Source organism: Halobiforma lacisalsi AJ5, assembly GCF_000226975.2.
Taxonomy (GTDB): Archaea; Halobacteriota; Halobacteria; order Halobacteriales; family Natrialbaceae; genus Natronobacterium; species Natronobacterium lacisalsi.
Genome location: NZ_CP019285.1, coordinates 1,884,568 through 1,897,721, shown reverse-complemented (window position 1 = coordinate 1,897,721; position 13,154 = coordinate 1,884,568). Strand labels below are relative to the sequence as shown.

Genomic DNA, 13,154 nt, shown 5'->3' with positions numbered 1-13,154 from the left:
AATCGTATGATCGAGTTCGACGCAACGGCGGACCCGCCGGGAATCGAGGTGTACGATTCGATCGAACAGCGACGGCTCCGGCTCCGGACGGACGCGACGGCGCCGTCCGCAGAGCCGCCGACTGGATTCCCGTTTCCCGTCGACACGAAGTGTACGATCGAGACGGACGAGATCGTCTTCGAACAGCCCTACGCTGTGAAAATCCACGACGAGCAGGGCGTGACGAGCGATAGTCCCGAAATCGGCGAGACGGTGACCCTCGAGGAGCGGACCCAGTTCGTCGGTATGAGCGGCCCGATAAAGCTGTACTTCCGGGTCGACGCCGGCGGGGTCATCGAGCGACGGGTGACGTCGCTTCGGATCGGACTCGAAGCGGAGACGACGGTCGCCATCGGCGCGCGGTCGCTGCACGACCGGCCCGCCGGGACCATCACGACGCCGCCGGACCTCGAGTCGATGTTGACGGCCGTCTCGGCCACCTCCTCCGCCCTGAAGACCCCCTCGCCCGAGCGGACGTGGCCCACGCTGCGCGGGCATCCGCCGTTGATCGAACTCGGCGACGAACTCGATATCCCGGCCGAGATCGACGATGAACGCCCCGACACCGAGGTGACGCTGACGCTGCCGCCGACCCGCTCGGCGCTGTTTGCGGCGGCACCGCTTGCCTTCTTCCTCGGTACGGATCTCCGGACCGGCGACGCGCCTGCGCTCGCGACCGACGGCGTCGAGCACCCGCTGCAGACCGGGAGAGCATTCGAGGACGGGGTCGCGCGCCTCCTCAAGCAGTTTTTCTTCCTCGATTGTCTCACCCGGACCGAGGGACTCTTCCAGTACGACCTGCACGAACGAACCGTCCTCGAGAACGACCTGCCGTTCGACTTCGGGACGATCTACGACGCTTCCCTGGCCGAGCGGATCGAACGGTACCTCGAGGTGCCCTACGACCGGATCGAACCCCACGTCCCGCGGTGGCCGCTGACGGCCCACGTGCCGGCGGAGGCCGACACCGTCGAACTGGTCCCGTTTCTCGTCAACGAACTCGGCGTGATCCGGACCGCTCGCGTGATCGATCGGTCGGAGCCCGAGGTCGACGCCCCGTCGACGGCAACGGTGGGAGGGCCGGATTCGCAACTCGTCCGCGCCGCGAGCAGGGGCGAAACCGAACTCGGCCGCGCGCCGTCACCCGACCCGGACGGCCCCACGCTCGTCGAACCCGACGTCACGACCGAATCCGTCGAGCATGCCTGGTTCGGCGACGCCATCCCGCGGGGTGCCTCGAAGGCGACCGTCGAAGCCTACCGTAACCAGTTGAACCGGGACGCGCGTAAGGAGTCGATCGACATCCTGCTGGTCTGTAACGACGCCCGGATGCTCGAGGAACACGACCTGCTCGACGACACCTACGGCAGTCACGAACGGGTGCCGTTCGACGTCGACTCCGAGTTCGGCGTCAGCACCGATCGACTGGCCGCGTTGCTGACGGAGGGCGGGTACGACTTCTTCCACTACGTCGGCCACGCGACCCCGGACGGCCTGCGGTGTTCCGACGGCGAACTCGACGTCCGCGACCTCGAGTCCGTCGACGTCAGCGTCTTCTTCCTGAACGCCTGTCGCTCTTACGAACAGGGGCTGGCGCTGACCCGTCGCGGCGCCTACGGCGGCGTTAGCACCTACAGCGACGTTGCGAACGAACTGGCCGTCGAGGCCGGCGAAACGATGGCCCGCCTGCTCAACCAGGGGTTCCCGCTCCGGGGGGCGGTCGACATCGCCCGCGAGAACGCCTCGCTGGGCGACCAGTACCTCATCATCGGCGACGGGTCGACTGACATCGCCCAGTCCGACGGCGGTGCACCGGTGCTGATCGAACTCGAGCACCGCGACGAGAGCTTCGGATTCGCGCTCCAGTCCTACTCGACCAAGGAGTACAAGCTCGGAACGACGACGGAATCGACGCTGCCGACGGTCGCGGACCGTCATCTCGGCCCGTCACACACCGTCTTTACCGAGGTCGAACCTGACGTCCTTCGAGAGTACTTCACCTGGAACGAACCGCCCGTGCGACTCGACGGAGAACTGCGCTGGTACCACGGGATCGGATCGACGCCGCTGGACTAAAATAGCGCTCGTTTCTACGGCCCGACCTCGGACGCGCTCGAGGCAGCCGCGGCTCCAACCTGACTCAGGAGAACGAACAGCGTGAACAGGACGCCGATCATTCGGGGGTGCTGTGCGAGGTAGTCGGACATGCCGTCTGCGTCGGACATTGCATTCCATTGGTTGTTGCCATAGGAAATCAAATTATCTTATAGTTCCGGATATCATGGAGTAAAAACCATTAGTTATGTCCGAGTATTTAATTACTTCAGGTCTGCTATCCGGAAGAATAGAGGGATAACCCATGCTAACGCCCCACGTATATCAGGATCGGAGAGTGTACGGGCAGGCGAGTGTTCGACGAGGGCGCGCTATAGTAGCCGCTGAAGGTCAATACATGCCACTCGCAGGACTGCCGTCCGGTTCGAAACGAACGAAGTGATGGGAACCACGGCTACTGCGATCGGTGCGGTAATCGATTCGGGCGTTCCCATAACTCAGCAGTGCCTATAGCTCGGCAGAAAACACGATAGGGGTGCTATTCCAGCCGATTCCGACCCCCTGTGTGATCGCTACCGGGTACGTCGACTACGCTAGCAAATACAGCGGGAAAATCATCCGAAATCGCCGAGCGAGTCGTGACCGCGCAGTTCGGTCCCCTATCGAGGCCTACGAGTCGGTATCGGTTTCCTCGTCAGCGGACTCGCCGTCTTCGCCGTCGGCATCGGTATCGCTACCCTCCTCGTCTTCACTGCCTTCCTCGTCTTCACCCGCTTCTTCCGGCGGCGATTCGAGTTCGACTTCCTCGAGATCGACGTCGATCGTGTCACCGTTTACGACCGCGGTCTCCGGGACGGACGTCTGTCCCTGGTAGAACTCGAGTTCGTTACCGTCGGATGCGTCGACGGTGACGTTGTACTCGCCGAGCGCTTCGACGCTGCTGTTCGTGTAGCCGTCCTCGACGCCGAGTTCGTCGTTCGTCGCGTACGGGACGGTGAGTTCGAAGCTCCCGTCCGACGCGAGCTCTCCGTCCTGGACGTACGTGAAGGAGTCGCGCTGACCGGGTGACTCGAGTTCGACCGACGCGGCGACCGTCGCGTTCTCGGTGTCGACGCCGTCGGCGTCGATGCTACCGGTAATCGTCGCACCCTCGACACGCTCGTAGGTCTTCACTGCCGATCCCTGGCGCTGGTCGAAGATCTCATAGTCGAGTTGCGGGTGCAGGTCGATCTGCTGGAGTCGCTGCTGGGTGTCCGAGTCGACCCGCTGGTTGAGGAATACCTGCGGGTCCCCGTCGTCGCCCATGACGACCTCGTCGGTCTGTTGATCGATCAGGGCATAGCTGACGAACTGCGACGTGTAGATGTCGTTCTCGTGGACCAGCCGGTAGTTCTCCATTCCGCTCGCGTCGTCGAAGTACAACTGCGAGACCGTCGTGTTATCGTACGGAACGTCGTCGAAACGATCCTCGAGTTCGTCCCGTTCGATGCGTTCGCCCGGCTCGAGGTCGGTCGGCGTCGTGTAGTACCGGTAGTCCGGTCCGCTCCACGTGGAGATGGCCGCGAACTTGCCGCCCGCCATCTGGTCGTCGATCATCACATAGCGGATCTCCTCGTCGAGTGCTTCGCCCTCGGTCATCGACTCGAGTTCCGCGATGCTCTCGTTCTCCGGCGACTCGCCGGCAGCGATCGCATCGAGGATCAGTTCCGACCGCTCCTCCGACTCGGCAGTCAGGAACGCCGAGGACGAGGTCGCTCCGGACTGGAACGGGTTCGAGTGGGGGATCCGTTCGCCCTGTACGGTTATCAGGTGGCCGTAGTCCCACCACGAAATGACGCCGTAGGTGCCGTCCGGATAGTCGAAGTCACCGTCTTCGGGCTGTTCGTACGTCCCGTAGAGCTCGAGTTCGTCGGCGCGTTCGTGCTCGCCCCAGTTTCCGGGCTCCGGCGTGTTCTCGTTCAGCCACTGGTTCGAGTCCTCCCAGATGATCGAATCGGGATGGGGGCCGGTGTTGTCCGACCGGTTCCAGGCCGTGTCAGTATCGGCGGCAACGGGAGGCAACAGGGGCGCAAAGAGCAGCATGACGACGAGCAGGACGGCGATGATCTGATACGTCTCGATTTCCCTGAGGGAGTCGACCCCCGACTGGAGATCCAGGTCGAACAGCCGGACGATGTCCGCGATGAACACCGCGTTGACGACCGCGACAGCCAGCGCGAGGTAGTACGCGAACCTGATCTGGGTCGCGGACATGCTGATCAGGAACAGCGACCAGACGACGACGAGCGTGTACTCGGACCGCCACTCTCGACCGAGGTACGGACGAAGGGTCAGGAGAGCGAGCCCGGCGAGCATCGTGTAGAAGGCCGTTCCGAACTCACCGAAGACGTGGTCGGTGTAGTCGGCCGGCGGCTGGGCCTCCTGAATCGTGAGGTCCGTGGCGGCCTCGCCGAACGGGAGGACACGCCGTGTCGCGTTGTCGACGATCGTTCCGAAGAGATCGGGAAGCACGAGCCACAGCACGAGCGAGGAAGCTCCGATCAGACCGGCGATCGCAGCGGGGTAGTACCGCCGGTCGACGTCGTAGCCGTTCCACTGGCGCGCGAACCAAGCCATAAACACACAGCCGGCCGCGACGAGCACGGCACTGAACGGCTGGATGTAACTGAAGCTCGTCACGCTCGTTCCCGGGTCTTCGATCAGCAGGGCCGTGAGCAGCGCAGTCACGCCGAGACTCACCGCACCGACGAACGCGACGTGGTCCGGGGAGATCCCGCGGACGTAGTCGAGACAGAGCTGCACCGTGAAGAAGATCGCGAAGATACCGACCAGAACGACCGCCGGCGGCCACACCCAGACGTACAGCGAAAGTGCGACGCCTGCCAGAGCGCTGTAGATCGTCGGCTTGCGAAGCGTCTCCCAGTCTTGGTCGACGACGAGTTCGTAGATCGGCTGTTCGCGCTCGGCAACCCGCAGCGCGACCATCATCGCCAATACGGCGATCGCCATGAACAGTACCTCGGCGACGTGGTGCTGGAGTTGGCCCGCCGTCGTTCTCGAGAGGAACTGACCGCGCGCAAGCGCGAGCACGATAACTGCCACGATACCACCCATCGTGCCGCCGAGGCGGCGACCCATGTAGAAGACGGGAATCGCAACGAGGGCGGCCATCACGGGGACTGCAAGGAGGGACACTGTGTACAGCGTCTCCGGGGACGGATCCCCGAGACCGACGATCATCGCCGCGGTGACGATCAGTTGGTCGAACAGCGTGCCGAACTGCCCGACGTACCGTCCGGACGGGAAACTCGTCCAGACCTCGTAGGGCATCGTGTTGGGGTAGTTCTCCGCCGTCCACCGGACAGTACGCCAGTGATACCAGGAGTCGATCCCACCGAGTGCGGGGAGACCGTCTTCCATGGTAAACGCGTCCAGTGGCCGGGTCCGAACCCAGATCATGAACGCCATCAGGGCGCCGATAACGGGGACGTGGTACCAGTCTTCCCACCTGTCGAGGACGGAGGTTTCCGTTCCCTCCTCGAGGTGTTCGGTGTCGGTACTCATTAGGTTGCACCAGACCCAAGTCAAGAATAAGCCTTGTCATCTCCCTGCGGTATTCCGTTCGAGCGCCGTCACCGATATCTCGAGCGGGACGACAGAGCTGCTACGCGAACGAAAAAGCTTATTCTCCGCTCACGGAAATGACGCGTCAATGACTGGCATCGGTACCGGATCCGGCTCCGACTCTGACTCGGACTCCGACCCCGACTCCGGCTCTACTCCCCTCTCGGTCTCCGTCGTCGTCTGCACCTACGCGATGGAACGCTACGACGTCTTCTCGGAGTGCGTCGACAGCGTGCTCGATCAGACCTACGACCCCCTCGAGATCGTCCTCGTCGTCGACGGTAACGAGGAAGTGTTTGAGCGGGTCCAAGAAGATTACGGCGGACACGAAGACGTCGTGGTACACTGCAACGACGAAAATCAGGGGATCTCCTACAGCCGTACTCGAGGAGCCGAACTCGCAACCGGCGACGTCGTCGCTTTCATCGACGACGACGCCGTCGCCGAGACCGATTGGGTAGCCGAACTCGCTCGCGTGTACGAGGAAACGGACGCGCTCGCCGTCGGGGGACACGTCGCCCCCGACTGGATCACCGAGAAACCGGATTTCTTCCCGGAGGAATTCTACTGGTTGGTCGGCTGTGACGAACGAGGGATGGGCGAGCACATGGAAGAGCTTCGCAACACCTACGGATCGAACATTTCCTATCGACGAGATGTCTTCCTCGAAGTTGGCGGATACGACGAGAATACGGGACGGAAAGGTGATCGTCACATCCAGGCCCACGAAGCGCCGGTCTGTATCCGGATGGCCAACAAGTACGGCAAGGGCGTAATATACAACACGGATGCGGTGGTCCACCACAAATTGTTCGATTATCGTGGAGACTTCCGCTGGCTTGTTGGTCGGTCGTTCTGGCAAGGGTACTCGAAACGGATTATGGACCTGCTGTTGCCCGAGGCGAAAGGTGATAAGAACGAATATTTGGGGCAGTTGCTCCTCGAATTCGTCCCCGATCGATTACGAGGACTCGCCCAGGAGCCGTCGTCCGCGAAGGCGAAACAGCTCGTCGCGATTTTCGTCTTTACGGCTGCGGTCGGGTTCGGGTATCTGTACGGGTTGGTCCAATCGAACGATTCCCTCGTAAGTGATCCAGCGAAAGCGTGACTGGGACCCAATTGCGCTTCACTCTCACCCCCGATCGATGACTGCCACTTCCAACATCCAGGTGTTACATCTCGTCACATCCGAAGAGATCTTTTTCACCCAGCAGATCGACACTCTCGAGCGGAAAGGCGTCGATACGACCGTCCTCGTCGTCCCTGGTGCCGATCAGATCGACGGCGATATGGGAAGCGGCCGAGGCGTCGCGGAGTATCTCCAGTTCCTTCCAAAAGTTCGCCAGGAGCTCCGGTCCGGCGACTACGATCTGATCCACGCGAACTACGGACTCACCGCTCCCTACGCGATCACCCAGTTTCGTCTTCCCGTCGTTCTCACGCTGTGGGGATCGGATGTCGTCGGGTTCGACGGCGCGGTCACGAAAGCCTGTGCCTGGCGTTGCGACGCAATAACTGTCCGAAGCGAGGAAATGCGAGACCTGCTCGGACGAGACGCCCACATCCTCCCCAGCGGGATCGACCTCGAGCGGTTCGAACCGATGGATCGTCGCGAGGCCTGTGAACGGGTCGGTTGGGACCCGGACCGGAAACACGTCCTCTTCCCGTATTCACCGGACTACGAGCGGAAAAACTACCCGCTGGCGAAACGCGTTACCGAGCGGACTCGGGATCGGTTGGAAGCCACTGATGACGAAATCGAACTACAGACCATCTCCGGAGTCCCTCACGAACGCGTTCCCATCTTCATGAACGCTGCTGACGCCCTTCTACTGACTTCGAGACACGAAGGGTCGCCGAACACGGTCAAAGAGGCGATGGCGTGCAACCTGCCAGTGGTTTCGACCGACGTCGGCGATGTCCGGACACGGCTTCGAGACGTCTCTCCTTCAGGCGTCGGAACAACTGAAGACGAACTGGTCGACGAACTCGTAGCCGTTCTCGAGTCGGAATCACGATCGAACGGTCGTGACGCAGTCCGAGAGGTCAGCTGGGATCGTATCGGGGATCGAATCCTCGATATTTACGAGTCAGTACTGTCCGCTGACGAATCCGAGGTCGCCGGTTGAACTACGGTTCGACAAGCACTGGGAGGTCGATCGGGACGTTATTCCGGACGACGTTGCGAAACCGCGGTGACATCGCCAGCAAACTCATTACGTAGATTGTAGCTCCTATCCCGACGATCCCGACGGTAACGATTGCGGCGCGGGCACTCTCCGAGGTCGGCCCGGCCAATTGAGTGAGTGGATATACGGCGACAGCCATTACGATAGCAGCAGCCACTTGCCGGGAGATTTCGCCGAGCGGTGGCTCGAAGTCGATCTGTGTTCGAACCATAACGTAAGCGGCGGTAAGACTCACACCCGCCGAAAGTGCGGTTCCGAACGCAGCACCGACCCATCCGAATACAGAGACCAGCGCAACGTTCGCGATGATATTAGCCCCAACGAATAGTCCGTTGACACGAAACGTGATGTCGGGTCTATCGATCCCGCTGAGCGTATTCAAGAATTGTTCAAGATACGAATACAGCAGAGCGCCCACGAGGAGAATTGGCAAGACCGTCTCTCCCCGTACGAACTCCCCGCCGTAGATGGCGAGGACTCTATCACCGACGAGTACTCCACCAACTATTCCGGGAATCAACACGAAACCTGCGAAAGCGACTGCATCGTTGGTCAGTGACGCAACGCTGTCTCGTTTCCCTTTCGCATCCAGTTTGCTGATCTCGGGAAACATCGCCGAACTAATTGCCTGCGTAAAGATAAGGAAGAATGAACAGAGTGCCCACGCGATCGAATAGACACCGACTAATCCGCTCGAGACAAGTGCCCCAAGGATGAGAATATCGGCTTCACTGAACGTCTTCCCTTGCACGCGACCAAGCCAGGAGTATTTCGCGAACTCGATAAGCCGACGGAAATGTCGCCGTGATGGTCGCCTAAAATGGGGAGTCAGAACCACGAAGGCGATACCGGCGGCCAGCACCCATCCGCTCGTGTAGCCGATTAAGAGGCCGGTGAGTCCAAAACCGACGAACACGAGCGTGGTCTGAACAACCGCCCGACCAGCGATCTTGAGGGGCTTGAGGACTGCATAGATGTGGACGAGATAACGGCCCTGTAATGCGGCGTTTCCGAGACTGTTACACAACAATCCAAAGACCATCACTACGATGAGCAGGTGGACCTCCGCCCCGACATAGGCGTCAATCTGTTCGCCGAAGACGAATACCCCGGTCGCGATGACGAGAAAAATCGAACCGACAAGCATGACGCCCGCCCAGAAGTATGCGAACGGTTCGTCTCCTTCACTCATCCGCTTGATGACCGCGTTGCTGATTCCGATTCGACCGGCGACGGCAAGCCACGTCACGACCGCAAGCGCAACCGAATAGTAACCGAGAACTTCCGCGCCGAGGACGCGAGCGAAATAAATCGTCGCGAAAAAACCGATCGCTGAGGCAGAAATCTCGGCGATGAACTGGAGGAATGAAGTCTGTCCGATCCTCATGAAAGACGTTGTATACTCCGTAATCGTCCGGTGATAAACTTCCTTCGCTGTCTGTTTCGAACCGCCCCATTCGAGGTGTGATACGGTGAAGCGAGGTTTATTCCCGTCAGGCTACGTTTCCATGGCTAAGTGACACGAAGAGCAAGTCGTATTTACGGCACTCGTTCGTACCCCCGCATAATGTCACTCGTCGCGAGAGCACGGTCAGTGTTCGACGCTGGAGGACTATACGGACTGATATCGTCGACGCGGGCATATCTGACGCATCATCCTGCGCTCGTTCGCTCGCTCATTTTTGCTCGCCATACCTATTATCGGTGTCTTAAAGGATACAACGCTCTCGCGGACCCGTTCGAGTTAATCGAGATCGATCCGAATAACATCACGATGGCAAATCGTGAAATTGACAAATACCTCGCATCGGGAGCCATCAGGGGGGGCAACTGGGACCGACAAACCCAGCCGTACGAACGCTCGCTCAAGTATCGGTCCGTCGAACAACGGTTTTGCCATGAGAAAGAATGGGAGGAAACCGACATCCACGACGAGTTGTGCCGTCGGATCGAAACGGAGGGTGAAGCAGATGGTTGCTATTCGATCTCAGACCTCGAGCGTCGATACGAGCGTATCGATCAACTCTACAAGAGTATCAAAGAACACGGTTACGATCCATCCCAAAACTACGACGGAGCCGATACCCGGATCGAAACGTCGCTCGATCAAATCTGTGTGAGTATCGGACGAGATGGTGAGCTAATCTTTTGTGGGGGAGGAAACCATCGGTTCTCCATTGCAAAAATACTTGACCTCGACGCGATTCCCGTTCGGGTCGTCGTACGCCACCGAAAATGGCAGCGAAAGCGTGAGAAGATCGCTAATGGGGCTCATGAAATCGATGCGACTGTCCATCCCGATTTTCAGGATATCATTTCGCAATCTTATCCATGAAGTGATCGGAAATGACAAAGAAGTCAGTGTTCTCCCAGTTGGTGCTCAACACATCGGCGAACGGATGTCGGATCGGCTCGGAGATCAGATCTCATTGGATCGCAGCGAAGGAACTCGTAGTCGAGATCGAGCGCCGCCGAGAGCATTCGATACGTCGGCTTTATTTTCTCCCCAAACAGTTCAAGTACGGAACAATCGTCCGCAAAAACGAGGTTCGCTAACCCGGCACCATGGGGAGCAACGACAGCCTCCGCTTCGAAGAAGAGTCGAACCTGCTCAGCAAAGGAGAGATCCGTCAAGGAGTACGACTCGAAGCCGAGCTCGGATAGCGACTCCACGAGTTTCGTTTCATTGGTCACTCTTCGGCGATCGGCGTCGCTTCTGGAGATATAGATCCGCCGTCTCCTGCTCGTCGATAACTGTTCGTCCGTCACTGCTTGTACGTCTCGGGCCACAGAACGGAGCCAACGACAGGCAGATGGGGCTGGTATTTTGTACCCGAGATCGTAGGTGAACCGGTGTACGTACGCTGACCGCGGTTGTTCTGGAGAGCGAATGGATGGAACGATCAGGCCATCGACCGTCGCCCGATTGCCCTGCCACATTGCGACTTGCTTGCCATATCCAAAATACTCGAGAGATTCGAGAACCCAACTGGGCGGATTCCCCGAGAGAAGAATCGTTGCACGGCGTCCTGTCTGACGTTCCCACTTGGCAACGCCTTCGAGGCGCGGTAATCCTTTCAAGATCCAGTGCGAATAGCCCCCGAGACAGCCGTCGACGAACGAGCAGACGTTTGCTAACCGGTCGTCATCCGCGCGAGCGACTCCCGGGGCCGTCGGATCACGTATTGTTCGCGCCAGGAGCTCGGGTTCGGCAAGCAACGATCGCTCGAGTTGGTCACGTCGACCCAGAGATGTTTCGAGTAGTAGCGCGCCGTTTGGCGCGGCGACGAGAGCATCGGCTCCAAGGAGCCGCGCGGTCGATAGTTGACAGACGAATGGTCGATCGAACCGGTAGGTGCCGCTCATTCGGTTGAGATCCTCCGGCGCGTCCGGAAGTGATGGAACAGTGACCGACTCAGCACGTCCAAAGGATAGACGATCAGCACCAGCCGAACGACGGAGCGCCACTCGATCGAGGTATCGGACTCGCGTATCCAGTGCCAGTTTTGCAAGGAGGAGTCTGGGTGCGACGGCAGTATCGAATCCGCGGCGAACCAGATCGAGAGGACCGAGATCCCGAATTTTCTGCTGTACTCGAGTGAGGACCATACGGAGAGTTTTCGATGGATATTGAAGCCAGTAATGAAAGTAGCTGACGGCCAGACAACAAGGACCCGCAGAACGCACGATCGTGATACCGGTACGAGACGTGGTATTTTAATCCGTTGCTCGAGTAAGGTCGAACAATGAATATCCTCGTCGTCGTCGTTGATGCGCTTCGCGTCGACCGCGTCGGGAGTTACGGCGGGCGATCGGTCACACCGACTATTGACGAACTCGCTGCTGACGGAACAATCTTCGAGAATGCTTACAGTACGACGAATGCGACCGACCCGGCCTTAACATCACTTCAGACGGGTCAGTATCCGCGAACACATGGCGTACTCAACCACGGATCCCATGTGAGCGAGATGGAAAAAAAGCGTGTTGAAGACACATCGACGCTACCGTCAGTCCTTAATAAACGTGGATTCGCGACCGGTGCGTTCGGGCGACCACTCGGACGGTGGCACCGTCGCGGTTTCGATCGCTATCCGGAGTTGACTTCTGCTCACTGGCGGCTCAAGTCCTTGGAAAAGGCGGTTAGTGACATCCTTTATTCGGTCCATCCATCGATCGGAGACGTTATTTCCGGCGTATATAACAGTCTCACTGATCGAACTGGAAGCGACGACGAAAACGAAATCGTCGAAGCGTTCGATTCGTTTCTCGAAGACGCAGACCGGTTTTATTCACTGGTCCACCTGATGGATACGCATACACCGTATGACGTCGACGAAAACCTCGTCGAGCGATACTTGGAACGATTCGAATACGAGAATACGCCGCTAACTGAGATTGCCGAACGGTTTCCGACGGGATCGATCACCTATAACAGTCTGCAACCCGGTGGCGTAGTCAATCAGAACAACGACCAGTGGCGAGGCCACGAGGTTGGTATCGGTACAGCGCTCGCGCGAGCCCAGTATGACGCGGCGGCCACCGAAGCCGACCGGAAAATCGACTCACTTCTCTCCGTTCTCCGCGATCGGGGGATGCTTGAGGAAACGCTGGTCCTCATAGTAGCCGACCACGGCGAGTCGCTGGGCGAGCACGACATTTATTTCGAGCACCACGGCCTCTACGAGGCGACGGTTCGCGTCCCGCTGATCGTTCGTCCACCGTTCGATGCGGTCGATCGCGTCTCCGAACTTGTCAATATTACGGATATCGCACCGACCGTACTCGATGTATTAGACGACAGTAAGGGATCTCCAACTGAATTCGACGCAGATGGTCGATCGCTTCTCCCTCTCCTTGAGGGATCAGATAGTGACGATACGTGGGACTCCCGGGAAGCAATTTTGCTTGAAGAGGCGAACACACAGCGATTCCGCGGTATCAGAACCCAGAATTGGAAGTATCTGCGCGCAGTCGGTGATCCAGCGTGTCGATACTGTGAGCGTCCTCATGGTGCAGCCGAGCAATTGTACGATTTGACCACGGATCCAAACGAGACGGAGAATCTCGTCGAGGACCGGTCCGAACAGGCGGCCAAACTCCGGGCACAACTGGAAGAACTGCTCTCGCGGTACACTCACTCCGAAAACGACCCCAACGCCTCAGATAATAGACGTGTCGAATACGACGACGAAGAAGAGGTGCTCGACCGTCTCGAGTCTCTTGGTTATCGATAATTGGATTGAT

At 59.2% G+C, this 13,154-nt stretch carries 9 protein-coding genes; 5 read left to right on the top strand and 4 right to left on the bottom strand.

The window, feature by feature from the left end; genetic code table 11:
* The first annotated feature begins 6 nt into the window (after positions 1–6).
* The gene (locus tag CHINAEXTREME_RS09050; protein WP_007143214.1) at positions 7–2,115 is read left to right on the top strand and encodes a hypothetical protein; all 2,109 of its coding nucleotides are present in this window, start codon (positions 7–9) and stop codon (positions 2,113–2,115) included.
* Between the two features lie 14 nt (positions 2,116–2,129).
* Here CHINAEXTREME_RS09050 and CHINAEXTREME_RS22425 read toward each other — a convergent pair whose 3' ends face one another.
* Positions 2,130–2,264, bottom strand: a complete 135-nt coding sequence (locus CHINAEXTREME_RS22425; RefSeq protein WP_007143213.1) for a DUF7503 family protein — start codon at positions 2,262–2,264, stop codon at positions 2,130–2,132.
* A gap of 499 nt (positions 2,265–2,763) precedes the next feature.
* Positions 2,764–5,658 (bottom strand): oligosaccharyl transferase, archaeosortase A system-associated, encoded by a 2,895-nt coding sequence (locus CHINAEXTREME_RS09045; RefSeq protein ID WP_007143212.1) that lies wholly within the window; start codon positions 5,656–5,658, stop codon positions 2,764–2,766.
* Between the two features lie 148 nt (positions 5,659–5,806).
* Here CHINAEXTREME_RS09045 and aglG point away from each other — a divergent pair, with 148 nt between their 5' ends.
* Positions 5,807–6,826 (top strand): glucosyl-dolichyl phosphate glucuronosyltransferase, encoded by a 1,020-nt coding sequence (aglG, locus tag CHINAEXTREME_RS09040; RefSeq protein ID WP_007143211.1) that lies wholly within the window; start codon positions 5,807–5,809, stop codon positions 6,824–6,826.
* A gap of 37 nt (positions 6,827–6,863) precedes the next feature.
* Complete coding sequence (locus CHINAEXTREME_RS09035) at positions 6,864–7,847, top strand: glycosyltransferase (RefSeq protein WP_010546574.1); 984 nt, start codon at positions 6,864–6,866, stop codon at positions 7,845–7,847.
* Position 7,848: 1 nt separating this feature from the next.
* Here CHINAEXTREME_RS09035 and CHINAEXTREME_RS09030 read toward each other — a convergent pair whose 3' ends face one another.
* On the bottom strand, positions 7,849–9,294 hold the full coding sequence (locus CHINAEXTREME_RS09030; RefSeq protein ID WP_007143209.1) for a lipopolysaccharide biosynthesis protein: 1,446 nt from the start codon (positions 9,292–9,294) through the stop codon (positions 7,849–7,851).
* A gap of 180 nt (positions 9,295–9,474) precedes the next feature.
* Between CHINAEXTREME_RS09030 and CHINAEXTREME_RS09025 the strand changes: the two genes are divergently transcribed.
* Positions 9,475–10,242, top strand: coding sequence for a hypothetical protein (locus CHINAEXTREME_RS09025; protein ID WP_238593381.1), 768 nt, complete (start codon positions 9,475–9,477; stop codon positions 10,240–10,242).
* A 23-nt stretch (positions 10,243–10,265) separates the two neighbouring features.
* Here the strand turns inward: CHINAEXTREME_RS09025 and CHINAEXTREME_RS09020 are convergent, their stop codons facing one another.
* Positions 10,266–11,273, bottom strand: a complete 1,008-nt coding sequence (locus CHINAEXTREME_RS09020; protein WP_143095856.1) for a glycosyltransferase family 61 protein — start codon at positions 11,271–11,273, stop codon at positions 10,266–10,268.
* A 380-nt stretch (positions 11,274–11,653) separates the two neighbouring features.
* Here CHINAEXTREME_RS09020 and CHINAEXTREME_RS09015 point away from each other — a divergent pair, with 380 nt between their 5' ends.
* Positions 11,654–13,144 carry a sulfatase family protein gene (locus CHINAEXTREME_RS09015; RefSeq protein ID WP_076738716.1) on the top strand — a complete coding sequence of 497 codons (1,491 nt, stop codon included), beginning with the start codon at positions 11,654–11,656 and terminating at the stop codon, positions 13,142–13,144.
* Positions 13,145–13,154 lie beyond the last annotated feature (10 nt).